Here is a 24,568-nt window from a genome sequence, read left to right as displayed (position 1 = left end):
AGAGGCTGTTGTCGCGCCGCCGTATTGGGCGAGCCGAGACGATACTGTTGGCTTTGGCTTCCGTCGCGCTGGCGCTGGGCGCTGCCGCCTGGGTCGCGGATATCGGCGATTCGGCCCCGCTGGTTTCTGCCGCACTGCCGCCAACCAATGCCCCTTCGTTCGATGATCGTTTCGCTTCGGCGTCTGGCAGTCCGCCGGCCCGCGAGTTCGGCCTGCGGACGCTGGAGCGCTCCGCCGTGAATGCGGTCCAACTCAAGTTGCGCGACGCCAAGGCGATGCTCGCCCAGAAGCTCCAGGGCGACGACTGGCGCTCGACCCTGACCGACGACGACCGGCACGTGGTCGACGAGACGAGGCCCTCGCAGCGTGCTGACGCCGTCCCGATGCCGCGCTCGCGCCCGTCTCAGGCGGACTTCTCCGCCCAGATCGCCTCGAGCCAGGCTTATGCGGAGACCACCCCCAGGGTCGACAACCGCAACTTCTTCGAAAAATTCACCGACAAGATCAAGCTGGCCTCGCTGACGCCCGACAGCGGCCTGTTCGGCAAGGCGCCGGATCTCGTCGCACTCGGCTACGATTCGCGAACGGCGGTCTATGACATCTCGGCCAAGGCGCTTTACCTGCCGAGCGGCATCGCGCTGGAGGCGCATTCCGGCATGGGCGCGCTGATGGACGACCCGGAGCATGTCGACCAGCGGATGGTTGGCGCGACCCCGCCCGCGACCTACGACCTGAAGCCGCGCGAAAAGCTGTTCCACGGCGTCCGTGCGCTGCGCTTGACGCCGGCTGAGGGCACCAGCGCGCTCGGCCGCGTCGGCCTTCTCACCCACAACTACATGCTCGGGCCGCGCGGCGATTCCAACGGCTGCGTTTCGATCAAGGACTATGATCGATTCATGAAGGCCTACGACAACGGTGAGTTCAATCGTCTGGTCGTGGTGCCGCGCCTGAGCGGATCGGCGACCGCCTCGCAGCGCGCGAGCACCGACTCCTGATATTGGCTCCTGATATTTGCCTGCCACGGCGGGGCTGCCGTTTTCCCTTCGTTAAGCCGTCATCGTCCAGAAGCAGCCCATGAGTGATCCGCAAAGTTCCGAGACCCCGCTGCGTACGACGTTCAAGATCAAGCTGAACGGCGACACGCTGGCGATTGCGACCGTCGGCCAGGCCTATCAATTCCTCACCAACTTCAAATCGGTCGAGTGGATGGAATTCCGCTCGCTGCATGAAGACGCGGTCGCGGCGCTCGAAGGCGCTGCAGATAACGCCATGCTCGTGGTGCAGGCGACCAACGCCGTGCGTGCGCTGTTCGTCAGCGCCAAGCTGCTCTAGGAGCGCGCTCCTTCCATCCCGTCGTTGCTGAGATTGGGGCGCGATCGTGCGCACTCTTACGCATGCGGCGCGCGGTAGAACCGCGCGCCGTGCTTGTTTGGCTCGTCAATCAATCCACACGCGGTCAGTGCCTGTCGTCTCCGCGTCCGTCGTCATCGTCATGGAAGTCGTGGTCGCCACCCGGTTTGAAGCCGGGGTCGATGCAGGCGAAATTGCCGGCGTCATTGGTCATGCCGCTGCCCTTGTAGGCAGCGATCTTGGGATAGACGCACAGCGGCCGCGTGCCGCCGGTCGGGAAGTTCATCGCAATGCGCGGATCGAAAACTCCCCCGGTCGGATAGGGCGAGGTGGCGTTGGTATTGGTCGCCACGATGCGCTCCGGCGCGATGTCGTTCTCGACCCAGTCGGTGATGGCCTTGAGCTCGTTCACGGCGAAGCTCGTTGTGGCCGCGCCGCCGCCGCAATGGGCCATGTTCGGCACCATGAACAGCCGGGCGAAATCGGTCGCGCGACCGCTCGTGTGCCTGTCCATGTTGCGATACCAACGCGCGATCGCGGCGCCGGAGAAGATGCCGTCATTGACGGAGGTGGAGATGATCAGCTTGCCGCCGCGCGCCCTGAACGGACGCAAATCGGTCGAGACCGCGGCCATGAAGTCCATCGCGCTTTCCGGATAGGCCGGTGTCCTGGTGAAGATCTTCGGCGCGTCGGTGTCGAAATTGAAGTGGAACACGAAGGCTTCCTGGCCGTTCGGCCCATTGACCGGCGTGACCACGGGCGGTGTCTGGAAGATCATCGGGATCGCGCCCGCGCCGAGCGTCAAATTGATCGCGGTGTTGACGCCCGGCACCGGCGCGGTGACGACGTTCCAGAAGCCCCAGCCCGCGCCCGGCGCGGTGGGCGGCGTCCAGATGCCGGCATCCCAGAACCAGTTCGAATAGAGCCGCTGTCCCTTCGAGTTGACGGGCCCGGCATAGATCTTCTTCAACGTGTCCACTTGCGCGCCGGTCAGGCAGGTGCCGCCATGCGGCGTGCTGCCGTGCGAGCCGGTGCCGCAGGTGTAATTGGCGAGCGCCGGATACACCTTCTTCGCCGTGCAGGCGTGATAATTGTCGATGATCCCGTCGACCAACCCGTCGAGGGCGTCGCAGGCACTCAGGATCGCGGCCGAGGCCACCTGGAGGTCCTGCTGCGGAAACGTGTCGGGAATGAAGGGCTGCCCGTTGATGTCGGTGCTGGTTGCAAGCTTGCCGAGCACCTGCTCGTTCCAGGCCTCCGCGATGCCTGCCTGCGGCAGGTTGAAGCCGGGATTTTGCGAGATCACGCCGTCGAACAACCAGGGCGATCGCTGCGAGGCGACCATCGCGTCACGACCGCCGTTGGAGCATCCCATGATGTAGGAATGGACGGTCTCGAAGCCGTAGAAATAGGCGATGATCTGCTTCGAGATCGTCGCGGTCTTCTCGATGCCGTTGTAGCCGTAGTCCCTGCGGGCCTGGGCGTCGATCGCGAAATGCGCCGAGCCGCCGGCATTGGCATCGTCGTCCTGATGGCCGCCGACGACGTTGCTGGCGCTGTCTTCGTGGCCGCCGTCATCGGCCGCGACGGCCCAGCCCTGGCCGAGCTCGACGCCGGCGGCGCCTTGCGGGTCGGCCTGGAGGCTGCCATCGGTGCCGCCGCCGCCCATCATCTCGAAACGGCCATGCCAGGTATTGGGCAGGTTGAGCGCAAAGCCGATTCCGTAGGTGAAGTGGTCGGGGTCCTGGGTCGAGACGCGCTTGTTGATGATGCCGATCACGTTGCAATAACCCGATTTCTGGGTTGCGCTCAGGATCTGCGTGTTCGGCAATGTGAGGCCCGTCAAGGCCGTGCAGGACGAGCGCGGGGCAACGCCGCCCGGAGGCAGTCCGTTCGCAATGGCCTGCGGGCCGAGCGCCGTCCAACCGGCCACGATGGTCGAGGCGAGAAGTAGTCGTTTCATGTCATGCCCTCCCAGTTTGATGTTGTCCGAGCAGCGGTCGTCCACGCGACATCGCGCGGCGCCGGCCGTGCAGGCGGGCGTCGTCGAGGCTGCGAGCGATGTCGTTGTCGATTGAGAATGCGGGGGCGTCGAAAGGCCGTGGAGCTCCGCCATGCGGAGCACGAGGCAATGCGCGGACATGCGCGATCGTCTCGCCGCGATGCGCCATGGCATGCGGATCGTTGCCCATCCTTGATGAAGGCACGGACGTTAGCTCCCCTGAAGCCTGCGCGAGCGATGGCAGGTTTTCCCGATCCTTAAGCGAGCGATGTTGCCGTGTCAACATGACGCGGCACGCGAGTTCGCGATGCAACCTCTCGTCGAAGCTGTAGTCGAAAGGCGCAACGCTGCTCCGCTTCTCGATCCGGGGCGGCTGCGATAGACTCGCTACGAATCTCGGACAGCCGGGCCGGATGCCGCTGCGCCGGCGTGTGAAAGATGGTCGTCGATGGAGCGGGAGAAGGCTGGCGTCAGGAAGCGATCCGCCAAGGCAGCACAACGCAGGGCGCCTGTTGCCAAGCCGTCGCGACCCGCGCCGCGCTCCGCACCGCCCGCAAAGCCGGCCCGGCCAAGGCTGCTGGCCTCGGCCGATCTGTCCCGTTCGCTCGGCTATCGCATCCGGCGGGCGCAGCTCTGGGTCTTCAAGGATGTCAGCCGCCGGCTCGCCGCGTTCGACATCAGCCCGGCGCAGTTTTCCGTGCTGTCGGTGATCGAGGCCAATCCGGGCGTCAACCAGCTCGCCCTCGCGCAATCCCTGTCGATCGAGCGGGCGGGGCTCGGGCGGCTGGTGGATCATCTGGAGCGGCGCGGCGTGGTGCAGCGTTCGGCCTCCGCCATCAACCGCCGCTACTATGTGCTGCACCTGACCGAGAGCGGCACCGCGCTGCTCGGCCGGCTGCGGCCGGCGATCGCCGAAAGCGAAACGGCTCTCGCGACCAAGATCGGGCTTGGCCCGTTCAAGGAATTGCAGCGGGCGCTGTCGATCTTCCTTGAGGATGACTGAGCAGCCTCGGCGCCCGCCGCGGTCCGGCCTTTCTGTCAGCTTGAACTCCGCATCCGGAACGGGCAAACGGTCCGCCAGGACGCGTGGCGAAGGCCATCAACTCAAGCTGATCTCAAGGGAGAGACCTATCATGAAACGCCGTACATTCCTCAAGGGCGGCGCGGTCGCCGGCGCAACGACGCTGGTTGCCGCACCTGCGATCGCGCAAGGCGCGCCCGAGATCAAATGGCGCCTGACCTCGAGCTTTCCGAAGTCGCTCGACACCATTTACGGCACGGCGCAGACCTTTGCGAAATACGTCGCCGAGGCCACCGACAACAAATTCCAGATCCAGACTTTTGCGGCCGGCGAACTCGTCCCTGGTTTGCAGGCGCTCGATGCCGTCAGCACGGCCTCCGTCGAGATGGCGCAAACGCCGCTCTATTTCTACATCGGCAAGGAGCCGGCGCTGGCCTATGCCACCGGCGCGCCGTTCGGCATGAACCATCGCCATCAGGAGTCGTGGTGGCATTTCGGCGGCGGCGCCGAGCTCACGAACGAGGCGCTGAAGCCGTTCAAGGCGCATGCGATCCTCTGCGGCAATTCCGGCACCCAGATGGGCGGCTGGTTCCGCAAGGAGATCAAGACGGTCGACGATCTCAAGGGTCTCAAATTCCGCATCGCCGGCATGGGCGGCCACGTGCTGGCGCGGCTCGGTGTGGTGCCTCAACAGATTGCGGGCGGCGACATCTATCCGGCGCTGGAGAAAGGCACGATCGACGCAGTCGAATTCGTCGGTCCCTATGACGACGAGAAGCTCGGCTTCCAGAAGGTCGCCAAATATTACTACTTCCCCGGCTGGTGGGAAGGCGGCGCCATGCTGCACTTGATCGTCAATGACGAGAAGTGGGCTTCGCTGCCGAAGCAGTACCAGGCGATCGTCAACCAGGCGGCGTCGGCCGCGGGCGCCTGGATGCTCGAGAAATACGACAGCGTGAATCCGGCGGCGCTGAAGCGGCTGATCGCCAATGGCGCGGAGCTGAAGGCGTTTCCGCAGCCGGTGCTGGAGGCCTGCTACACCGCGACCCAGGAGCATCTGAACGAGCTCGCCGCCAAGAGCGACCTGTTCAAGCGCACCAAGGAAAGCCACGATGCGTATATGAAGGAGCTGCTGTTCTACACGCAGATCGCGGAGAATTTTTACGACAACTATCTGCTCGGCAAGATGCGCAACAAGACCTGATTGCGAGAAGGGTGGGCGCGGCATTTACGCTGCGCCCAAACCCAGCTTCTCATAGATGCGCCGCGCATAAGCGCCGAAGGCATCCGTCGTCTTGAGCGGAAGCGCACGCGGGAAGGGCAGGTCGATTGCGAAATAATCGGCCATCTTCGCAGGTCCCGCCGTCAGCACGGCGCAATGCGAGGACAGGAACACGGCTTCCTGGATCGAGTGCGTGACGAAGACGATGGTCTTGCCGCTCTCGCGCCAGATCCGCAGCATCTCCAGATTCATCTGCTCGCGCGTCAAGGCGTCGAGCGCGCCGAACGGCTCATCCATCAAGATCAGTTTTGGGTCGTGAATGAAGGCGCGCGCGATCGCGGTGCGCTGCTGCATGCCGCCGGAGAGCTCTCGCGGATATTTCTGCTCGCAGCCGGCAAGCCCGACCAGATTGAGCAGATCGCGCGCCCGCTCGCGCGCGGCCTTCATCGGCAGGCCGACGATCTCGGCCGGCAGCAGCACGTTGTCCAGGACGGTGCGCCATTTCAACAGCAGCGCCTGCTGGAACACCATGCCGATGTCGCGGGTCGGATCGAACCGGCTGTCGGCATTACCGATCGTCACCGTGCCGCCGTCTGCGCCGTGCAGGCCGGCCAAAATCTTCATCACCGTGGTCTTGCCGCAGCCGGACGGGCCGACCAGCGAGACAAGCTCACCCTCCTGCACGTCCATGGTGACGTCGGACACTGCCAGGAATTCGGCGCCGCCGCTGCGATAGACCTTTCGGACGCCTTGCAGGCTGATGAAGGGGTTTGTGCTCATGCCAGCCATTTATTCAAGTTGGCCGCGACGAACGCATCGTCGCTGAGGTCGGCATGCTCGCGAAAGACGCGGTCGATCTCGTCCTTCTGTCCGGGGCTCAGCCCCTCGTCGGGATCGAGGCACCACAGGCCCTGCATCAGGCCCTGCCGTCGCAGCACCTCGTGGCAGCCGGCGATGCAGCCGTGAAAATCGTTGGCGACGTCGAAGAAAGCACTGTTGCAGTCGGTGACGCGGGCATCAAGCGCGAGCAGGTCGGCCGGTACGCTGTCCTTGTGCCGCGCCGCCTTGCAGCGTTCGAACTGTTTTATGGCGCTCGCGGTCCACACCGACCAATGGCCGAGCAGGCCGCCCTTGAAGTAGGTCCGCGTGGTGACGCCGTTGTCGCGGAGGTCGAACGGCAGCATCAGATCGAGCAGGATGTGGTCGTCATTGCCGGTATAGAGCGCGACGCGGTCGAGCGCGCCAGCCGCCGCGACGCCGCGCAGCACGTCGAGTGTCCGATAGCGGTTGAATGGCGCGATCTTGATTGCGATGACATTGTCGATCGAGGCAAAGCGCTGCCAGAATCGGCTTGACAGGATCACGCCGCCGACTGCCGGCTGGAGATAGAAGCCGACCAGCGGGATCTCGGCGGCGACCGCCGTGCAATGCGCGATGATCTCGTCCTCGGAGGCGCTCTTCATCGCGGCGAGGCTGAGCAGCCCTGCGTGATAGCCGATGTCGCGCGCGGTGCGAGCTTCTGTGACCGCCTGCCGGGTCGGACCGGCAAGGCCCGCGACCATCGCCAGCGGACGCTTGGTCCAGTTCGCCGCTGTCTCGGCGGCGAGCTCGAGCACGGGACGGTAGAGGCCGACATCGCGGATCGCAAACTGCGTCGTGTGCACGCCGACCGCAAGGCCGCCTGCGCCGGCATCGATGTAATAGCGCGTCAGCGCGCGCTGATGCTTTTTGTCGAGCTGGCGTTCGGCGGTGAGCGCGAGGGGATGCGCCGGAAGCACGGTGCCGTCGGCGATCAGCTTACGGACTTCGCTGTTGATTTGGCTGTGGTGCATGAGGTCCTATCCGAATTCAGGGCCGGCGACGGCGAATGGCATTTCCTCACCCGCGGCAGTGGCGGGGCCGAATCGCATGCGCTGGAACGGCCGCTCTATGGTCCAGCCGGAGGCGGTCAATCCTTCAGGGAATGCGGCTTGCGACGCGACAGCGTCGAGCAGCAGCGGCCCGGTCTCCGATCGGGCGATTGTATCGACCAGGGTCAGCGCGGCTGCGGCGTCGTCGGCAAACAACGGGCCGATATGGCGCGCGGTGCGTCCGTCCCGCACCAGCGCGATGGCGCCGTTCGCAGAGACGATGCTTGAGCCGGGACGCCCAGCGAAGGTGGAGAGCAAAGCGGTTCGATCGAAACCGGTGGCTCGCCGGTCACGCGCGCGAAGCGCGTCGAGCGTCGCGGATGAAGGTGGTCGCGCGGCCGCTTGAGCGGATTTCACCAGCTTGAGGCGGCGCAATTGCAGCGTCGGCGTGAACCCGAGCGGCCCGTAGACGGCGGCGCCGTCGGGCGTCGCGTCGAGCCAGCTCGTCAGGCCGTTCTTGCGCGCCGTTTCCAGGCAGGCACCGACAAGGCGCGTTGCGAGGCCACGGCGGCGATGTGTTGCCGTCACCAGCACCATGCTGATCCAGGCGTTGTTGCCGGGATAAGGGAGCAAAGCCGCCGTGGCGACCAGTCGCACGCCGTCGCGGATGCCGAATACGACGCCTTCGTGCAGGAAGACGCGCCAATCCTCCTCGGTCTGGTTCCAGCGCGCTTCCGCCGACAGCGCGAGCCCGGCTATCGCATCCTCGACGCCGAGCTTGACGATGCCGGTGATCTCAGTAGCGTCCATCGCGCACCTCGTATTTGGTCGGCTTGCCGAGGCTCGGCATGGCGCGGGAGACCCAGTCCGCCGTCCAGGCTATCAGCTGCTCGGTGTCGACGACCGGCAGGCCGAACAGCTCGACTGCCTTGGACGTGTCGGTCAGCCACGCCGTCGGCTCTTCGTTTCCTGTCAGCACCGGCGCACGGCCGAAGCGGGCGCCGAATCTTGCTGCGAGATCGCGCACCGCCAAAATTTCGTGGCCGCTGACATTGATCGGCGAGGTCGGCGCCGTGCAATGCGCGAGGCAGCGCAGCGCCTGCGACGAGGCATCGCCCTGCCAGATGAAATTGACATGACTGATGCTGACATCGATCGGTGTGCCCGTGAGCACTTTCGTTGCGATGTCGTGGAGCACACCATAGCGCATGTCGATTGCGTAGTTGAGGCGGAACAGTCGGCCCGGCGTCGAGAATTTGCGCGAAAAATATTCGAAGATGCGCTCGCGGCCGACGCAGGATTGGGCGTATTCGCCGGGTGGGTTCGGTGCCATGTCCTCGGTCGAGCCTTTGCCGTCGACGGGGACGAAAGGATAGATGCAGCCGGTCGAGAACGCCACGATCCGCGACGACGGGAAGGCCTGTGCGACCAGCGCCGGCACGTGCGCATTCATCGCCCAGGTCAGCGACAGATCGCCCTCGGCTCCGAATTTGCGTCCGGCCATGAAGACGATGTTCGGCGCCTTGGGCAGCGCCTGAATCGCCGTCTCGTCCATCAGATCGCAGTTGATGGTCTCGACGCCACGCGCGTCAAGCCAGTCCTTGACGCTGGCGTCGCTGAAGCGCGCCACGCCGATGACGCGGCGATCCGGCACGGCAGCCTTCGCAAGCCCCGCCAACGTTGGGCCCATCTTGCCAGCGACGCCGAGGATCATGATGTCGCCGTTGATCTGGGCGAGGTCGTCGATCAGCGCCTGGCTCGGCCGGCACAGCAGATCGTCGAGCGCCGCGATATCAGCGATCGTCTTCGGCAGGTTCTGGCGGGTGAGGAGCATGGCTTTGGTCCCTGGTCTTCAAGTTTGTCTTGCGTCAAGTTTGTCTTGCGTCGCCGACGACGAACATGCGTTCGAGGGTGAGCACGAAGCCGTAAAGCGCGACGCCAAGCAGCGTCAGCAGCACGACGGCCATCACCATCGCGGGCGTATCGAGCGACGACTGCACCTGGATCATGAGGTAGCCGAGCCCGCGCTCGGAGGCGATGAACTCGCCGACGATGGCGCCGGCGACCGCGAGGATGGCGCCGACCTTCATGCCGGAGAAAATATAAGGCAGCGATCCCGGCAGCTGGATCTTGCGGAACAGCGTCCAGCGCGAGCCGCGCAGCGATTTGACGAGATCGAGCAGATCCGGCTCGACCTCGCGCAAGCCCCGCGCGGTGGTGAGCAGGATCGGAAAGAAACAGATGCTGAAGGCGATCAGGATGTTCGGCACGATGCCGTAGGAGAACCAGACGATGAGGAGCGGGCCGAGCGCCACTTTCGGGATCATGTTCAGCGTCACGAATAGCGGCAGCAGCACGAGGCTGAGCAGCGGTACCCAGCTGAAGATGACGGCAAACGTGACGCCGACGAATGCGCCCAGCGCAAAGCCGCCGAGGATCTCGATCGCCGTCACCAGCGTATTGGCGCCCCAGGCGTAGCTTGCGGTTCCCAGCGTCTGGATTGTCGCCAGCGGCGAGGGCAGGATGAACTTCGGCACGTGGAAGGCATCGACCAGGACCTGCCAGAGCACGAGCACGGCGAGGTGCACGATCAGGACGATCGCAAAGCTGCGCGTGGTGCGGGCGCCGTCTCCTGCCACCGGTTGCTCCCTGTTGCCAGCGGCCACCTTGCCGCTGGTCGCAAGCCTAACCGGCCTTGGAGGAAGTTTCAACCAATTGGTTGATTACGGCCGGAGCGAATGCAGCACGAGATCGACGACGTGCCTGCGGCGGGCGCGGCGCGCGGCCCGGCTCGACAGGTCCTTGCCGAAGATCGCTGACAGCGTCGGCGTGTTGGAGAGATAGAAATAGCCGAGGCCGGCGATCGAGATATAGAGCTGGATCGGGTCGATCCCCTTGCGGAACATTCCGGCGCGGACGCCCTCATGGAGGATGTGGGACACGCTCTTCACCAGCGGCGAATGCATCGCCTCCAGCCGCGTCGAGCCGCGGACGTGGCGCGCGCCGCCGCGGTTCTCGTCGTTCAGAAGCACGATGAAATCGGGGTTCGTTGCGAGGTAATCGAACGAGGCCTCGATCAGTTTCCGGATCGCCTTGTCCGGCGGCAGGCCCTCGAGATTGAGCTCGCGCTCCTGCTCGCGGATATCGGCATAAACCCATTCGAGGACAGCAAGATAGAGCGCGTCCTTGTCGCCGAAATAGTGGTAGACGAGCTGCTTGTTGACGCCGGCGCGCATCGCGATCTCGTCGACGCGGGCGCCGGCAAAGCCGTGCCGGGCGAACTCCTGGCGCGCCGCGGTGAGCAGCTTCTTGCGTGTGGCGACGGGGTCGCGCCGCTGCGGCACGGTGTCGCCTGAACGTTTTGCGGGCATTTCCAACCAAACAGTTGACAAGTGGAGGGCGGCCTTGTTGCATTGGTATCCTCACAGGGGGAGAGCGACAAGCCGGGTCGCGGGCAACGAGGAGAGATGCGATGAAGCGTTTGCAGGCGGCGGGCTCGGCCCTGGTGTTGGCCCTGATGCTCGGTTCACCGGTGCCGGCGACCGCGGGCGAGGCGGTCAATCTGATCCTGAACTGGACGCCGACGGCGGATCACTCGCCCTATTATTACGCGAAGGCGCAAGGTTGGTACGAGAAGGCGGGCATCGATCTGACCATCGAGGTCGGCAAGGGCTCCGGCGTCTCCGCCGCCAAGGTCGGCTCCGGCGGCTCGCCCTTCGGCGTCGCCGATCTCGCCACCATGCTGGTGGCGAAGAGCAAGGGGGCTGACACTGTTGCAGTGATGAGCGTCTATGCCAACACCGGGCAGACCTTCTACTGGCTGAAGAGCTACGGCGTGAACGGGGTGAAGGATTTTGCCGGCCACAAGATCGGCAATCCGCCCGGGGACGCCTCGCGCGTGATGTGGCCGGCCTTTGCGAAGGCCGCAGGGCTGGCGCCTGATGCCGTCAGCTTCGTCAATATCGGGCCGACCGCGAAGATCGCAGCGCTCAAGAGCCACACCGTCGATATCATCAGCGACTTCTACAACGAGCACGATTTGAAGGTGATCGAGTTCGGGCCCGATCTCGGCTACGTCAACTGGAAGGACATCGGGCTGAACCCCTACGGCAATTCGCTGATCGTCAACGGCGGCTATCTGCAGAAGAATCCGAAGCTGGTCGAGGAGTTCGTGCGGGTCACGCAAAAGGCCTTTGCGACTTGCGTCGCCGACGCCGCACCCTGCCTGAAGGCGCTGCTCGACCAGGTCTCCGGTCTCGACAAGGAGAACCAGGAGCGCCAGTGGGAGCGCATCAAGTTCCTGATGACCGACGAATTCACGACGACGCAGGCGCTCGGCTGGATCGACGGTGAGCGGATGAAGAAGGACTACGAGTTGGTCCAGACCTATCTCGGCATGGAGAAGCCGTTCGACGTGACGACGGCGTTCACGACCAGGATGCTCGATCCCGCCGTCAAGATGGATGCGAGCAAGGTGAAGAAGTAGGGGGCGGAGGCGCCCCGTACTCTCTCGGTCATCGCCCGCGAAAGCGGGCGATCCAGTATTCCAGAGGCGATCGAGTTTGAACGGAGAAGCCGCGGCGTACTGGATGCCCCGGTCAAGCCGGGGCATGACAGCGGTATTGGGGCGAGAGCGTCCGGAGCCAACCCGCCCCACGTAACCCCACGGAGAAATTAACCAGCCATTAACCATATCCGCCGCATCGTTAACCATTCAATAACAGGGAACGAGTCGGCCGCTATGGAGGCTGCAGTAAAATCTCAACGCCAAATGGTGCGCCTGCGCGGACGCTCCTATGTGGCCTTCGTGTTCGTGCCGACGGTTCCGATCCTGGACTGGCTGCAGGAAATCGACGCCACGATCGCGCGGTCGCCGGGCTTCTTTGCCGGTAGGCCCGTGGTGATCGATTTGTCCTCGGTCGATCTCAGCCAGTCCGGCATCGGCCATCTGCTCACCAGCCTTCAGGACCGCAACATCCGCGTGCTCGGCATCGAGGGCGTGGAGGAGGGCCGGTTGGCGCCGTCGATGCCGCCGCTGCTCTCGGGCGGGCGGAGCTGCGTGGTCGAACCGAGCGCGCCCAAGAAGGCCGAGACCAAGACCGACGCAAAGCCGACCTCACTGCTGCTCGAAACGCCGGTGCGGTCGGGCCAGACCGTGATCTTTCCCGAAGGCGACGTCACCATCCTCGGCTCGGTCGGCTCCGGTGCCGAGGTCGTCGCCGGCGGCTCCATTCACATTTACGGCGCGCTGCGCGGCCGCGCTATGGCGGGCGTGAACGGTCACACGAGCGCACGCATCTATTGTCAGAAGATCGAGGCCGAACTGCTTGCAATCGATGGCTTTTACCAGACCGCCGACGATATCGACGCGGCCCTGCGCGGCAAGCCGGCCCAGGCCTGGCTCCAGGGCAACACCATGCGAATTACTGCGCTGAACTGACCAGAAGGAGATTTTAGAGATGGCCAAGGTACTGGTCGTAACGTCAGGCAAGGGCGGCGTCGGCAAGACGACGACGACCGCCGCACTGGGGGCTGCGCTCGCGCAACGCGGCGAAAAGGTCGTCGTCGTCGATTTCGACGTCGGTTTGCGCAACCTCGACCTGGTGATGGGCGCCGAACGCCGCGTCGTGTTCGACCTCATCAACGTGGTGCAGGGCGTCGCAAAGCTGCCGCAGGCGCTGATCAGGGACAAGCGGCTGGAGAACCTCTGGCTGCTGCCGGCCTCGCAAACCCGCGACAAGGACGCGCTGACGGAAGAGGGCGTGGGCAAGGTCATCGACGATCTGCGCAGCCGCTTCGACTGGGTGATCTGCGACAGCCCGGCCGGCATCGAGCGCGGCGCCTCCATGGCGATGCGCTTTGCCGACGAAGCCGTGATCGTCACCAATCCGGAAGTCTCCTCGGTGCGCGATTCCGATCGCATCATCGGCATGCTCGATTCCAAGACGGTGCGGGCCGAGAAGGGCGAGCGCGTCGAGAAGCACATCCTCATCACGCGTTACGATCCCTCGCGCGCCGCGCGCGGCGAGATGCTGACCATCGAGGACATCCTCGAGATCCTCGCGACGCCCTTGCTCGGCATCATCCCGGAGAGCCAGGACGTGCTGCGCGCCTCCAATGTCGGCACCCCCGTGACGCTGTCGAACGCGGAAGGCGCCCCGGCGCGGGCCTATATCGATGCGGCGCGGCGGCTGTGCGGCGATACCGTGCCGATGCAGGTACCGACCGAACGCAAGGGTTTCATGGATCGCCTGCTGCGACGGAGGGCTGCATGAGCATGGGTCTGCTTCGGCTTCTCCGCGGCAACAAGGCCTCTGCACCCGTCGCGCGCGAACGGTTGCAGATCCTGCTTGCCCATGAACGCGGACTGCGCGGCCAGCCCGATCTGCTCGGCGTGCTGCGTGAGGAAATTCTCGCGGTCGTCTCCAGGCACGTCACGCTGGATCCGACCAAAGTCATCGTCCGGCTCGATCGCGGCGACGAGGTATCGACCCTCGAGGTCGATATCGAGGTGCCCAACGACTTCGAGCGCAAGCGCGCGGCGGTCGGGTAGGGATTTCGGCCGGGACGCTTCAAATTTGGGGTGGGTGAGAAGGCGGTCCGCTGGGCATAGCGGGCCGCCTTTGTCGTAGGTGCGGGCGATCGGGTGCGGGCGATCGGAACGAGAGGCGCGACCTGGTCGTTGTAAGAAACCCGCGGGGTCCATCAAGCATGCACCGCGGTTTCGTCAAACGGGAGAGCGCCCATGATGACCGAGGTCCAGGTCCACACCGTCGCGCGCCAGATGCTGGAACGGCATGGTTTTGCGGCGATCGCGAAGGCCGCCGAGCAGGCCCAGGCTTGCGAGGGCCGCGGCGAGGCCGATGAGGCCAAAGAGTGGCGTCACATCGCCGACGCGATGAAGATCATACGCGGTCCGCACCAGAGCTGACATTCGTCAGGCCCGAGCGCGCTCAATGCTCCGCTTGATCAGCGCCTTGCTGCGGAGTGCGATTCTGGGTCTGCGGCTGGCCGCGCTCGCCCGTCTCCTTGCAGGGGAGCGGTTCCCACGAGCCGTCCGGCGCCTGCTGATAAGCGCTGCACGATGACGACGAGGTCGATTTGTCTTCGCCCTTCTGGGCGTCGGAATTCTTCGCCAGCACGGGCGCGGTCAGCACCGCGACGGCAAATGCGCCGGCGAAAACGACATCAATGATCCGCATGGGGCTCCCCTGTTCGAATTTCGAAGAGAGCCGTATGCTGGTGAGGAATGTGACGATTATTGGCCGGAGCAAAAGTTCCTGCGCGGCGTGCTTAACGCCGCGCGATATCGCTAGCCGCCCTTACTGCGGATCAGGCCGGCGAGGTTGGTCTTCTGGGCCTCGCACCAGCCGGGCATGCCGAGGCGGCGTTGGTTGAGGTCGGTCGCCTGGGTGGCCACCGCGACCTCAGCCATCAGATCGTCGTCCTGCTTCTCGCCCATCTTGCCGCCGGTGTGCATCCAGGCGATCGCCTTGCGCACCTTCTCGGTGGTGCCTTCGGGCAGCTGCATCTGCTCCGCCTTCTGCACCAGATCCTGGTAGACGATGTCCGTGCCAGGACATTCGACCTTGGCGGCGAAGGCCTGCAAGACCAACGTGACATAGGTCGAACGTGGATGGTCGGCCGCTTGGGCCGGCGCCGCCAGCAGCAACAGGGCCGTCATCAGAAAACCAGTGCGCATCCTTTGGTACCTCCCCAGATTTTCGGGAAGGCTAGCGGCTGGAGCGCCGCTCCGCAATGGGGATGGCGCGCGGTCGCGAAGCCGGCCGGCGAGCTAGCGTTGCCAGGCCGGCACCGGATCGAGCGGCGTGCGGTAGACCTCGTTGTGATCGCGATCGGTGACGCGCACCGCGCAACCCTTGCGTTGCAGCTCCGGCTTCACCTGCGAAAGCTCGGTGGCCAATTGGTCGGCGCGATCGGAAGCAACCTCGATGTCTTCGAGGATGATTCCGCCCTGGTTCTTGAACTCTTCACCAACCACGAGATCGAAGGAGTAGTACGGCATCCGAATTCCCCGGTGTGACGAATTGAGCTTCAGTGGAATTTTCAACACATGACCGATGGTACCACTGAGTCGACGTTTATCGAATGAACGAGCCGCGCAATCTCTGTGCTTATGGCGCAGAAATGATGTGCAGCGTTCGGGCGCATTAAGATTTTATTAAATATGTCAGCGCGATCATGAGGCATGGAATTGCAGCAGAACCGGGCTCCGGGAACCGGCAGCTGCAAGAGAAGGCCGCCGGCATAGATCCCGACGGCCTTTTCTCTTGATGGAAAACGATCGAATCTTCGATCTCCGTAGTCGCCCGGACTCAACGCATCACGTCGACTCGGACAGCGTCCTTAGCGCCCCGCTCTGAAGCGTCGTGTGACGATCGTTCAGCGCAGCGGCATTGGCGGACGCACGACAGGTCCATCGTCGTCGGCAACGGCTTGCGTCGTCGTCACGGGCGCAACTGGCGGTGGGACCGCGGCAGCCTGCGAAGGCGGCGGCGGTGCGAGCGGGGCGGGCGAATACGCCGGCATGTAGGTCTGCGACACCGGCCTCGGTTTGCGAACCGGCGGCGCCGGAGGCCGCGGCGGCAGCGTGGACACGCGTGCGCGCGGATCGACGGGCGGCCTCGCCTCGGCCAGCGGCTTCGGCGCGGGCGGCTTCGCCATCTCGCGCGCCATCTGCTCCTGTCCGGCCTTCAACTCGGCGATGTTGGCCTTGAGCTGCTCGATCTGTTGCGTCATCGCCGCGAGATCGCGCGTCATCGATTGGACCGACTGCGTTGCTTCGGGCTGGGTTGGCGCGGGCGCTGCTGCTGCGACCTGGGTCGCAGGCGGCGTCGCAGGCTGCTGATCGGCCGCAGCTTGCCCCGCGGACTGATCGACCGTTTGATCCGTCGCGGCTTGCTCTGTGGATGGCTCGGCCTGCGCGGCGGCGACCGGTGCTGTCTGCGACGTCGAAGGCAGCAGCGACATCAATGCCGGTGTCCATTCAGCGAGCATCTGCCTGGCCGTGTCGCCGTGTTTCTCCCAGGCGACAGTGGCGGCCGCGCTGCCTCCCGCAAACAGCATCGTGACGAACGCACCGCGCAGCCACTTGCCGGCCGAGGACCGTTTCCGCCGGCTGCGACCATCACTGGCCGCGACGCGCACGGCGGTGTCGACCGAAGGCATTGCCGCCTGCGGTTCCATGACAGGACTGAACTTCGGCTCCGGACCAACTTTGGGCGCCGGCGCGAATTTCGGCTCCGAACGGGTCGCGATCTCAAGCGCGAGCGCGGGCGCAACGCCGAGGGGGCGCGAGGTCAGCACCATATCAGGCGAAATCTGCACGGCATCGTGCGGGTCGTTGTTCGTGACCGTGTCCTTCACGATCTCATCGACGATTTGCCTGGTGTTCAGCGTCGCGAGCATCGCAGCTCCTTTGATGCCTTCGTCGTCCGCATTGGCGCGATCCGATCCGTTGAAGTGAGCCCATCACGGGCAAGATGACGCACGAGTCCAGCCGGGTTTGACCAAAGCAAGGCGAGGGGATGGAGACTGTGCGACGCTCTTCTGCCCTTTGTGGTGATGGAACCCGCTTTATCAAACACGCGCACGTGTTCCGCGGTGCCTTGTTTTCAGCACGATTTGGGCAACATCTGGTGACGCTGGGGGTGCTATCGCTATCGGGGCCGGCGATGCCAAAATCTCTTTTCGCTCTCTTCGTCGTTGCCATGCTTCCGCTGGGCGGCTGCATGCAGACGACGCTTTCGCCATCGACGGATGCGAGCATGACGCCGCGCGACCGGCAGTTGCTTGCGCACACGCCTTACGCGCAGGCGAACGTGCCCGAGCAATATCTCCGCCATATCGTCGATTACCCACGCAAGGAGCAGCCGGGCACGATCCTGGTCGATACCGATGCGCGCTACCTCTATTTCGTGCTGCCCGAAGGCAAGGCGATCCGCTATGGGGTCGCAGTCGGCGAGGAAGCCATGGCATTCTCCGGCGTCGCGCGGGTCGGCCGTTTGGCGGAATGGCCGGACTGGGTTCCGACAGCGGATATCCAGGCGCGGCTCGGACCCTATCCAGCGCGCGTCACCGGCGGCCCCGCCAATCCGCTGGGCGCGCGGGGCATCTATCTCTACGCCGGCAACAAGGACACGCTCTACCGCATCCACGGCACCAACCAGCCGGAGTATATCGGGCAGGCGATCTCTTCCGGATGCATCCGGATGCGCAACGAGGACGTGATCGATCTCTATGACCGGGTGAAGCTCAATTCAACGGTCGTGGTGTTGCCGCCCGGACAGAACGCCCAAGTCGAGGCGAGGCCCAGCTGGCGCGGGTGAGGTCGCCCTAGTTCTCAGGCCGGGCAATGCGCCATTGCAGCGTCGTGGCATTGCCGTTGGCCTCGCCCGGCGCCTTGTCGGCCGGCGAGGTGTAGAGCGGGCGATAGCGGTAGGCCCACATCTTGCTGCCATCGTTGCGGCTGATCACGGTGAAGTCGCCGATCGCCTTGGCGTCGGCCGTTGCGGGCAGCGGCACCCAGCTCTCGACGCATTTGCCGTTGCAGTTCGACGTTTTGCCGGTGGTGTCGCGCTCGTAATAGTAGAGCGTCATGCCCTTGGGGTCGACCAGCGTTGGACCCTGCTTGGTCAGGATCACTTTCGCCGGTGAGGTCGTCGTCTCGGACTTCGGCGGAGGAGGGGCATCGCCGCCGCCATGGCCGTTCGCGAGCGCAGGAACGGTCGAGAGCGCGATGGCCGCGGCCGCAATGAGGAACCTGAACATCCGAAACTCCCGAACGGCAAAGTTAATCGCGCGTTAAACGCCGAATGCTGCCGACCGTAGCAGCCGAAGGTTAGTTCCTGGTTTCGCGATCCTGCGACAATTACGGATAGAAATGCGGGGCTTATGCCTGCACCTCGCGTAGCGGGGCGCGGCTGAGCTGGTTGCCGGCGGCGATGGCCTTGTGCAACAGCCTCATCAGCTCCTCACCTTCCTTCGCGCTGAGGCCGGCCAGCATGATGCGTTGCGCGGATTCCACGGCCGGCGTGATCTTGCGCAGCGTGCGGCGACCTTCGTCGGTGATCTCGAGCTCGCGGGCACGGCGGTCGCGGCTCGAGGCGCGGCGCTCCGCGAGTCCCTTCTGCACGAGGCGGTCGATCACGCCGGTGATGGTGGTGCGGTCGTAGGCGATCAATCCCGCAAGCGTCACCTGGTCGAGCCCCGGATTGGCCTTGATGGTCGCAAGCGCAGCGTATTGTACCGGTGTGAGGTCGAAGCCGGCATCCCCGACTTCGGCCAGAAACACCGCCACCGCGATCTGCTGGAACCGGCGCGCCAGGTGCCCGGGCATGTCGTTGTTGTCTTTCACCGAAGTCTCCTCGGAGGTAGGGAGGGCGCGCCGTCGTTGACAAGTATACTGATAGTCAGCATACTGATCAATATCCAAACAGAACGTTGGCGGGAGAGGTGCTCATGCAATTCCATCTCAATGGATTTCAGCCGGGCGACCCTGAAATCGCCGATCCCGCCGCGCGCATTCAGGCCTCCGGCGCGGCGGGGGGCGTGCCTGAAAAGGTCGATGTCCTCATCGTCGGCTGTGGCCCTGCGGGTCTGACGCTCGCCGCCCAGCTAGCGCAATTTCCTGACATCAAGACCTGCATCGTCGAGCAGAAGCCGGGGCGGCTGCTGGTCGGGCAGGCCGACGGCATCGCCTGCCGCACCATGGAGATGTTCCACGCCTTCGGCTTCAGCGAGCGCGTTCTGAAGGAAGCTTGTTGGGTCAACGAGACGACGTTCTGGAAGCCGGACGAGCGGATGCCGGAAAAGATCATCCGCAGCGGCCGGGTGCAGGACGTCGAGGACGGTTTGTCGGAATTCCCGCACGTCATCCTCAACCAGGCGCGCATCCATGACGGCTTTCTCGACATCATGCGGAAAGCGCCGGCCAGGCTCGAGCCCCATTACAGCCGGCGCCTGCTCGATCTTCAGGTCGATCCGGCCGCAGGTCCCGCCGACCATGCCGTGACGGTGCGGCTCGAACGGGTCGATGCCGCGAACGAGGGCAGGGTCGAGACAATCAAGGCGCGCTACGTCGTCGGTTGTGACGGCGCGCGCAGCACGGTACGCAAATCGATCGGCCGCGAGTTGCTCGGCGATTCCGCCAATCATGCCTGGGGCGTGATGGACGTGCTGGCGGTGACCGATTTTCCGGACATCCGCTTCAAGGCCCTGATCCAGTCGGCGAAGGACGGCAGCCTACTGATCATTCCGCGCGAAGGCGGCTACATGGTCCGCCTCTATGTCGAGCTCGCCAAGCTCGACATCGGCGAGCGCGTCGCCAATCGCAACATCACCGCCGATGACGTGATCGCGAAAGCGCAACGGATTCTGAGGCCGCATACGCTCGAGGTGAAGGAGATCGCGTGGTGGTCGGTCTATGAGATCGGCCAGCGCCTGACTGACAAGTTCGACGACGTGCCGGAGACCGAGGTCGCTGCGCGGCTGCCGCGCATCTTCATCGCCGGCGATGCCTGCCACACCCACAGCCCGAAGGCGGGGCAGGGCATGAACGTCTCGATGCAGGACGCCTTCAATCTCGGCTGGAAGCTCGCCGCCGTTCTGCGGAAGCGGTCTGCGCCGAGCCTGCTGCATTCCTATTCGGCGGAGCGCCAGGCGGTTGCGAAAGAGCTGATCGATTTCGACCGCGAATGGGCGGGGATTCTTGCGTCCGCCGCCAAGGCCGGCGGCGCCGATGCCGCGAGGACGCAGGACTATTTTGTGAGGCACGGTCGCTACACCGCGGGCACGGCGACGCATTACCGCCCGTCGGTTCTGACCGGAGCGACGCCCCACCAGCATCTCGCGCAAGGCCTCGTCATTGGCACGCGCTTTCATTCCGCGCCAGTGATCCGGCTTGCGGATGCCAAGCCGGTGCATCTCGGTCACGCCGCGCAGGCGGATGGCCGCTTCCGCATCTACGCGTTCTCTGGCGCGGAGGATCCGACAGCAGCCGGCTCGGCCATTCGCGCCTTGTGCGATTTCCTCGGCGAAACCCGGGACTCTCCGGTCAGGCGCCATACGCCTGTTGGCGTCGACATCGACAGCGTGATCGACCTGCGGGCGGTCTTCCAGCAGGATCATCGCGAACTCGCCGTCGCGGCGATGCCGTCGTTGCTGCTCCCGCGCAAGGGCCGCTACGGCTTGATCGACTACGAGAAGATGTTTTGTCCGGACCTCAAGAATGGTCACGACGTTTTCGCCATGCGCGGCATCGATCGCAAGGCTGGCTGCATGGTCGTGGTGCGGCCGGATCAGTATGTCGCGACGGTGCTGCCGCTCGATGATTTTGCTGCGCTTGCTGCGTACTTCGACGCCTTCATGCTGCAAGCGAACTGACGGGCTGGCAGCGCGCACATACTCTCTTGCGCGCTGCGTCGATGAACGGCGCATGAATATTGAACCGCGCGCGGCATCCGTGTCGATCTTTCGACGGAGGAGACCATCCTACGCGGAACGCCCGTTTGGCTTGCGCGTTCCAACTCGAACGAGGAGGAATACGCCATGAGATTCAAAAGCGTTTTGGTTGCCGCATTGCTGCTCGCCCCGACGGCTGCACTGGCCGCACCGGGCATGGTCACCGTCTCGACCGGCCTGCGCGCCGGGCCGGGTTCGGGCTTTCCGCTGGTCGATCGCATCCCCGGGGGGGCCCGCGTCAACATCCATGGTTGCCTGCGCGGCAACGCCTGGTGCGACGTGAGCTTCTCGGATGACCGTGGCTGGGTGTCGTCGCAATATCTCGAATATCTCTACCGCAATCACTACGTCTATCTCCCCGACTATGTTGACGAGATCGACGTGCCCATCGTCCCCTTCGTGCTGACCTCGTACTGGTCGAGCTATTATGAGGGGCGGCCCTGGTATCGGCGGCATGCCTATTGGAATAGCTACTGGAGCTCGCATCAGAGCGTCGCGACGCGGATGACGATCGATCCGCGCGCGGCTCGCATCGGCCGGGCGGCAACGCGCGATGCGGCGATTGCGCTCGGACGCAACGGTGCGAACGCCAAGGGGAATGTTAAGGAGAATGTTAAGGGCGCGGCCGCGGTCTCCGGCCGTGATGCCGCGACGGCACGGCACGACGCCGCCATCGCCAGGCGCGACACTGCGGTTGCGACCGACCGGACCCGCGCCGGACGAAGCGAGCGCATCGCGCATGAGCGGACCAATGTGCAGAGCCGCAATCCGCGCGATGCACAGGCCCGCATCATGCACGAGCCAGCCGCACACCGCACCGCTGTGCGTGAGCAGCCTATGGGGCGCGCACGCGAAGCGGCGCGCGCACACGAGGCGCCGCGTGTATCGGCCGCGCCCGCGAGCCGGCCCGCGATGCCGCATGTGGCCCAGCCCAATGTGAGCCACGGCTCGCCGATGAATGCTCACGCCCAGATGCCGGCGCCGCGCGCGGCTGCGCCCGCGATGCCGCATGGCGGCGGCGGTGGCGCTCCTCACGTGAACGCCGCGCCACGCGGCGGCGGTGCGCCGGCTGGCGGCCCCGGTGGCGACCACCAGAAGCACTAGATTCACTAATGAAAGCCCAGCCCTCGCGCCGGGCTTTCTGCTTGATCCGGACCGGTTCCCTGCGCGTACAATTTAAGAAAGTTCTTCGCGGGCAGATTTCATCGATCGTAAGATGTCTACTCAAAGCTGTAAGCATTCCACTCGGGGCAGCGGGGCACGGGAGGATGACGATGAGACAGAACCAGGCGGAGACGCGCCGCCAAAATGTCGCGAAGCGGTCGATGACCAAAGAAGCCAAGCAGCTGTCCGCCCTGATTGCCGGATTGCGCCAATCCCTCGACGGGATTCACAAGGAGCGGTCGAGCACAAAACTCTCCGGCGCCGAGATGGGCCTTCTCGACGAGCGCCGCAACAATCTGCTGCTCACCATCGCAGCCCTCGACGACCGCCTCTCCGCGGTGCAGGGGCTGATCGATCTCGGCCGTCCCCACATCATCCGCGTCCACTGATCGGCGCGAAGACCTGATGCTATCGGCTTCGTCGCGGCGGCGACGGAACCGGGCTGCGCTGCCGGCTCCGCGTGGCATAAGGATTGGCGTAGCACTGAGCGGACTGCCCGGAGGCGGTCGCGGCACACTGCGCGATCGTCGCAAAACTGCAATCGACGCTGCGGCCGTCGACGGTGTAGATCTCGATGCAGACGGGATAGCGCGGATCGTAGGTCTGCGCTGCTGTCGGCGCGGCGCCGAGCAGGCCCGCACCAAGCAAGCCCGCGACAAGCAGAATCGCATTGATGATGCGGCGCACGATCAACCTCCCTCGCTCGGCCGGAACCAAGCACAATGCTGCCGTGGATGGCATCAAATTGCCACGCTCCCGGCGAATTGCGGCCAAAGCCCGCTGCCACGAGGAGAACGGGTGCAGGGCACCGCAAGGGGATGCGCATTGGCCTATAAGATGGTCGCAGAACGCGACAATGAGAAGTGCAGTTATGCCCGCGAGAGCCGGTTGCTCATCGTGGCGAAGGCAAAGGTCTGGGCGAGCGAGGGGTGGAAGGTCGTCATCACCGACCAGGACGGCAAGGCCTACGCGCCGCCCGAATTCGATCAGCTATTGGCGGCCTGACCGCAAGATGGGGCTAGGGGACGACATTGATTTCGCTATTTCGACCGGGGCGCGACCTGATCGCGCCTCTGATGACTCTGACAGCCGCCGTGGTCCTGACGGCGACAGTTGCCGCCGCGCAAAATCTCGATGCCGGCAAGTCGCCGCAAAGGCTCTTCGCCGATGGTTGCGCGACCTGCCATCGCAGCCCGCGCGGCTTGGCCAAGGGGCGCTTCAACCTGACGCTGTCCTGGTTCCTGAAGGACCATTACGCGACCAGTTCCGATACAGCCAAGGCGCTTGCCGCCTATCTTGAATCGGTCGATACGCCGCCCCCGCGGGCTGCGGCCAAGCCTGGCGCGAAGCGATCCGCGCCGCACCCGCCCAAGCCGTTGCAAAGCCAATAGGCGCGAGCCGGCTGCCGGCTACGCGCGTCGATAAGTCTGCGCGAGCAGCCCTGCGTGGACGGCGCGGAGGTCGGCGCTCATGCGCGTCTGTCCGGTCGTGACATAGGACAGCCAAGCGCCGTCGGCGGCGAGGCGGACGACGTGGAGCTCCGGCGTGCCGTCTGTCGCATGGTGGCGCTTCAACCGTGCCTTGATCCAGTCGTTCCAGAGCCGGCGCAGTGGCGGATCGGTGACGACGACCATGCTCAGCGCCGCCCAGGGTGTCGCGAAGCCGAAGGCCTTGCCGGTGAACACCGCATTCACGTAGGCGCGCGTAAAGCTGCCGCGCGGCTTTGGATCGGCCTCGATGGCGGCGTCGATCTCGGCATCGACGCGCGCGAGCAGATCGGCGAACAGGGCCTCGATCAGCGCCTGCTTGCTGCCGAAATGATGAAACAGGCCGCCCTTGGTGACCCCAGCCGCCGCCGCCACCGCCTGCACCGTGACGCCAGCGACGCCATGGTCCATGGCGATGGCTGCGGCGCAGTCGAGTAGGGCCCGCCGGACCTGCTCGGGCTGCTTGGCACGGGTGTAGGCGCTTGTCGGCATCAATGCACCGTGGTCCCCGAGAACAGGTTGATGACCACGACCCCGGACACGATCAGCGCGATGCCGACGAAGGCCGCGGCGTCGAGCATCTGGCGGAACAGCACGAAGGAGACGGTTGCAGTCAGGATGATGCCGACGCCGCCCCAGATCGCATAGGCGATGCTCAGGGGGATGACCCGGATCGCGACCGACAGCGCGTAGAACGAGGCGACGTAGAACAGCACCATCGCCAGTGTCGGCCACGGCCGCGTGAACTGCGCGGATTGCTGGAGGAAGGCGGACGCCGTGACCTCCAAGACGATGGCGAGGGCAAGCGCTGCGTAGGCACTGAAGGCGGAGGTCATGGCGAACTCGAACGTAGCGCGAAAGATACCGCGCGGTAGGTATGTTTAGCATGCGGGGATGGCTTTTGCCGGGAACCGGTATCACGAGTGAGTGACGAGCCTGCGACAACGTGAAGTCGACGGCCCGAAGCCGCCGCGCGACGAATCGTGCGGC

The 24,568-nt window shown here is 64.8% G+C and carries 31 protein-coding genes; 15 read left to right on the top strand and 16 right to left on the bottom strand.

Annotated features, from left to right (window positions below):
* The first annotated feature begins 44 nt into the window (after nucleotides 1-44).
* Nucleotides 45-995, top strand: coding sequence for a DUF2778 domain-containing protein (locus tag QCM77_RS31685; protein ID WP_279667276.1), 951 nt, complete (start codon nucleotides 45-47; stop codon nucleotides 993-995).
* A gap of 79 nt (nucleotides 996-1,074) precedes the next feature.
* Nucleotides 1,075-1,332, top strand: a complete 258-nt coding sequence (locus QCM77_RS31680; protein ID WP_270171602.1) for a hypothetical protein — start codon at nucleotides 1,075-1,077, stop codon at nucleotides 1,330-1,332.
* 124 nt (nucleotides 1,333-1,456) lie between these two features.
* Here the strand turns inward: QCM77_RS31680 and QCM77_RS31675 are convergent, their stop codons facing one another.
* Nucleotides 1,457-3,313, bottom strand: coding sequence for a tannase/feruloyl esterase family alpha/beta hydrolase (locus QCM77_RS31675; protein ID WP_279667228.1), 1,857 nt, complete (start codon nucleotides 3,311-3,313; stop codon nucleotides 1,457-1,459).
* A gap of 487 nt (nucleotides 3,314-3,800) precedes the next feature.
* Here QCM77_RS31675 and QCM77_RS31670 point away from each other — a divergent pair, with 487 nt between their 5' ends.
* Nucleotides 3,801-4,355 (top strand): MarR family winged helix-turn-helix transcriptional regulator, encoded by a 555-nt coding sequence (locus QCM77_RS31670; RefSeq protein ID WP_279667229.1) that lies wholly within the window; start codon nucleotides 3,801-3,803, stop codon nucleotides 4,353-4,355.
* Between the two features lie 130 nt (nucleotides 4,356-4,485).
* The gene (locus tag QCM77_RS31665; protein WP_279667230.1) at nucleotides 4,486-5,577 is read left to right on the top strand and encodes a TRAP transporter substrate-binding protein; all 1,092 of its coding nucleotides are present in this window, start codon (nucleotides 4,486-4,488) and stop codon (nucleotides 5,575-5,577) included.
* Between the two features lie 24 nt (nucleotides 5,578-5,601).
* On the opposite strand, the gene QCM77_RS31660 is transcribed toward QCM77_RS31665, so the two are convergent.
* The 6 genes from QCM77_RS31660 to QCM77_RS31635 all read right to left on the bottom strand — a co-directional run bounded on the left by QCM77_RS31660 (nucleotide 5,602) and on the right by QCM77_RS31635 (nucleotide 10,816).
* Nucleotides 5,602-6,384, bottom strand: coding sequence for an ABC transporter ATP-binding protein (locus QCM77_RS31660; protein ID WP_279667231.1), 783 nt, complete (start codon nucleotides 6,382-6,384; stop codon nucleotides 5,602-5,604).
* Nucleotides 6,372-7,427 (bottom strand): dihydrodipicolinate synthase family protein, encoded by a 1,056-nt coding sequence (locus tag QCM77_RS31655; protein ID WP_279667232.1) that lies wholly within the window; start codon nucleotides 7,425-7,427, stop codon nucleotides 6,372-6,374. The genes QCM77_RS31660 and QCM77_RS31655 overlap by 13 nt, the downstream gene beginning before the upstream one ends.
* A 6-nt stretch (nucleotides 7,428-7,433) precedes the next feature.
* Nucleotides 7,434-8,255: a GNAT family N-acetyltransferase gene (locus QCM77_RS31650; RefSeq protein WP_279667233.1), complete on the bottom strand. Its 822-nt coding sequence runs from the start codon at nucleotides 8,253-8,255 to the stop codon at nucleotides 7,434-7,436.
* Nucleotides 8,242-9,279 (bottom strand): NAD-dependent epimerase/dehydratase family protein, encoded by a 1,038-nt coding sequence (locus tag QCM77_RS31645; RefSeq protein ID WP_279667234.1) that lies wholly within the window; start codon nucleotides 9,277-9,279, stop codon nucleotides 8,242-8,244. Before QCM77_RS31645 ends, QCM77_RS31650 begins: the two co-directional genes overlap by 14 nt.
* 34 nt (nucleotides 9,280-9,313) lie before the next feature.
* Nucleotides 9,314-10,084: an ABC transporter permease gene (locus QCM77_RS31640; protein ID WP_279667235.1), complete on the bottom strand. Its 771-nt coding sequence runs from the start codon at nucleotides 10,082-10,084 to the stop codon at nucleotides 9,314-9,316.
* Between the two features lie 84 nt (nucleotides 10,085-10,168).
* Nucleotides 10,169-10,816 (bottom strand): TetR family transcriptional regulator, encoded by a 648-nt coding sequence (locus tag QCM77_RS31635; RefSeq protein ID WP_279667236.1) that lies wholly within the window; start codon nucleotides 10,814-10,816, stop codon nucleotides 10,169-10,171.
* Between the two features lie 101 nt (nucleotides 10,817-10,917).
* Between QCM77_RS31635 and QCM77_RS31630 the strand changes: the two genes are divergently transcribed.
* The 5 genes from QCM77_RS31630 (at nucleotide 10,918) to QCM77_RS31610 (ending at nucleotide 14,376) form a co-directional block, all read left to right on the top strand.
* Entirely contained in the window at nucleotides 10,918-11,931 is a 1,014-nt protein-coding gene (locus QCM77_RS31630) for an ABC transporter substrate-binding protein (RefSeq protein WP_279667237.1), read from the top strand.
* A gap of 255 nt (nucleotides 11,932-12,186) precedes the next feature.
* Nucleotides 12,187-12,885 carry a septum site-determining protein MinC gene (gene minC, locus QCM77_RS31625; RefSeq protein WP_279667238.1) on the top strand — a complete coding sequence of 233 codons (699 nt, stop codon included), beginning with the start codon at nucleotides 12,187-12,189 and terminating at the stop codon, nucleotides 12,883-12,885.
* 19 nt (nucleotides 12,886-12,904) lie between these two features.
* On the top strand, nucleotides 12,905-13,720 hold the full coding sequence (gene minD, locus QCM77_RS31620; protein ID WP_279667239.1) for a septum site-determining protein MinD: 816 nt from the start codon (nucleotides 12,905-12,907) through the stop codon (nucleotides 13,718-13,720).
* A complete protein-coding gene (minE, locus tag QCM77_RS31615; protein ID WP_211385525.1) occupies nucleotides 13,717-13,998 on the top strand; it encodes a cell division topological specificity factor MinE in 282 nt (93 codons plus the stop codon). Before minD ends, minE begins: the two co-directional genes overlap by 4 nt.
* Nucleotides 13,999-14,190: 192 nt before the next feature.
* A complete protein-coding gene (locus tag QCM77_RS31610; RefSeq protein ID WP_279667240.1) occupies nucleotides 14,191-14,376 on the top strand; it encodes a hypothetical protein in 186 nt (61 codons plus the stop codon).
* Between the two features lie 22 nt (nucleotides 14,377-14,398).
* On the opposite strand, the gene QCM77_RS31605 is transcribed toward QCM77_RS31610, so the two are convergent.
* The 4 genes from QCM77_RS31605 to QCM77_RS31590 form a co-directional block, all read right to left on the bottom strand.
* Complete coding sequence (locus tag QCM77_RS31605) at nucleotides 14,399-14,647, bottom strand: hypothetical protein (protein ID WP_279667241.1); 249 nt, start codon at nucleotides 14,645-14,647, stop codon at nucleotides 14,399-14,401.
* Between the two features lie 110 nt (nucleotides 14,648-14,757).
* Nucleotides 14,758-15,147 carry a hypothetical protein gene (locus tag QCM77_RS31600; RefSeq protein WP_279667242.1) on the bottom strand — a complete coding sequence of 130 codons (390 nt, stop codon included), beginning with the start codon at nucleotides 15,145-15,147 and terminating at the stop codon, nucleotides 14,758-14,760.
* A 93-nt stretch (nucleotides 15,148-15,240) separates the two neighbouring features.
* Entirely contained in the window at nucleotides 15,241-15,471 is a 231-nt protein-coding gene (locus tag QCM77_RS31595; RefSeq protein ID WP_279667243.1) for a DUF6894 family protein, read from the bottom strand.
* Nucleotides 15,472-15,848: 377 nt separating this feature from the next.
* Complete coding sequence (locus QCM77_RS31590; RefSeq protein ID WP_279667244.1) at nucleotides 15,849-16,874, bottom strand: hypothetical protein; 1,026 nt, start codon at nucleotides 16,872-16,874, stop codon at nucleotides 15,849-15,851.
* Between the two features lie 266 nt (nucleotides 16,875-17,140).
* Between QCM77_RS31590 and QCM77_RS31585 the strand changes: the two genes are divergently transcribed.
* Nucleotides 17,141-17,794, top strand: coding sequence for a L,D-transpeptidase (locus tag QCM77_RS31585; protein ID WP_279667245.1), 654 nt, complete (start codon nucleotides 17,141-17,143; stop codon nucleotides 17,792-17,794).
* Between the two features lie 7 nt (nucleotides 17,795-17,801).
* On the opposite strand, the gene QCM77_RS31580 is transcribed toward QCM77_RS31585, so the two are convergent.
* Nucleotides 17,802-18,236 (bottom strand): COG4315 family predicted lipoprotein, encoded by a 435-nt coding sequence (locus QCM77_RS31580; RefSeq protein ID WP_279686176.1) that lies wholly within the window; start codon nucleotides 18,234-18,236, stop codon nucleotides 17,802-17,804.
* Nucleotides 18,237-18,357: 121 nt separating this feature from the next.
* Nucleotides 18,358-18,822: a MarR family winged helix-turn-helix transcriptional regulator gene (locus QCM77_RS31575; protein WP_279667247.1), complete on the bottom strand. Its 465-nt coding sequence runs from the start codon at nucleotides 18,820-18,822 to the stop codon at nucleotides 18,358-18,360.
* 104 nt (nucleotides 18,823-18,926) lie between these two features.
* Here QCM77_RS31575 and QCM77_RS31570 point away from each other — a divergent pair, with 104 nt between their 5' ends.
* From QCM77_RS31570 to QCM77_RS31560, 3 genes are all read left to right on the top strand, one after another.
* Complete coding sequence (locus QCM77_RS31570; protein ID WP_279686175.1) at nucleotides 18,927-20,849, top strand: FAD-binding monooxygenase; 1,923 nt, start codon at nucleotides 18,927-18,929, stop codon at nucleotides 20,847-20,849.
* A gap of 165 nt (nucleotides 20,850-21,014) precedes the next feature.
* Nucleotides 21,015-22,031, top strand: coding sequence for an SH3 domain-containing protein (locus QCM77_RS31565; protein ID WP_279667249.1), 1,017 nt, complete (start codon nucleotides 21,015-21,017; stop codon nucleotides 22,029-22,031).
* A gap of 221 nt (nucleotides 22,032-22,252) precedes the next feature.
* The gene (locus QCM77_RS31560) at nucleotides 22,253-22,480 is read left to right on the top strand and encodes a hypothetical protein (RefSeq protein WP_279667250.1); all 228 of its coding nucleotides are present in this window, start codon (nucleotides 22,253-22,255) and stop codon (nucleotides 22,478-22,480) included.
* A 19-nt stretch (nucleotides 22,481-22,499) separates the two neighbouring features.
* Here QCM77_RS31560 and QCM77_RS31555 read toward each other — a convergent pair whose 3' ends face one another.
* A complete protein-coding gene (locus QCM77_RS31555; RefSeq protein ID WP_279686174.1) occupies nucleotides 22,500-22,778 on the bottom strand; it encodes a DUF3551 domain-containing protein in 279 nt (92 codons plus the stop codon).
* A 111-nt stretch (nucleotides 22,779-22,889) separates the two neighbouring features.
* Between QCM77_RS31555 and QCM77_RS31550 the strand changes: the two genes are divergently transcribed.
* Nucleotides 22,890-23,096 carry a hypothetical protein gene (locus QCM77_RS31550; RefSeq protein ID WP_347882404.1) on the top strand — a complete coding sequence of 69 codons (207 nt, stop codon included), beginning with the start codon at nucleotides 22,890-22,892 and terminating at the stop codon, nucleotides 23,094-23,096.
* A gap of 71 nt (nucleotides 23,097-23,167) precedes the next feature.
* Nucleotides 23,168-23,482: a hypothetical protein gene (locus QCM77_RS31545; RefSeq protein ID WP_279667253.1), complete on the top strand. Its 315-nt coding sequence runs from the start codon at nucleotides 23,168-23,170 to the stop codon at nucleotides 23,480-23,482.
* 18 nt (nucleotides 23,483-23,500) lie between these two features.
* On the opposite strand, the gene QCM77_RS31540 is transcribed toward QCM77_RS31545, so the two are convergent.
* Together QCM77_RS31540 and QCM77_RS31535 are read right to left on the bottom strand one after the other, a co-directional pair.
* A complete protein-coding gene (locus QCM77_RS31540) occupies nucleotides 23,501-24,070 on the bottom strand; it encodes a TetR/AcrR family transcriptional regulator (RefSeq protein ID WP_279686172.1) in 570 nt (189 codons plus the stop codon).
* Nucleotides 24,070-24,414, bottom strand: coding sequence for a DMT family transporter (locus tag QCM77_RS31535; RefSeq protein WP_279667255.1), 345 nt, complete (start codon nucleotides 24,412-24,414; stop codon nucleotides 24,070-24,072). The genes QCM77_RS31540 and QCM77_RS31535 overlap by 1 nt, the downstream gene beginning before the upstream one ends.
* Nucleotides 24,415-24,568: the final 154 nt, after the last annotated feature.

Source organism: Bradyrhizobium nivariense, from assembly GCF_029846695.2.
Lineage (GTDB): Bacteria > Pseudomonadota > Alphaproteobacteria > Rhizobiales > Xanthobacteraceae > Bradyrhizobium.
The sequence above is the reverse complement of the archived record's forward strand: the minus strand, read 5'-3'. Positions and strand labels throughout refer to the sequence as shown.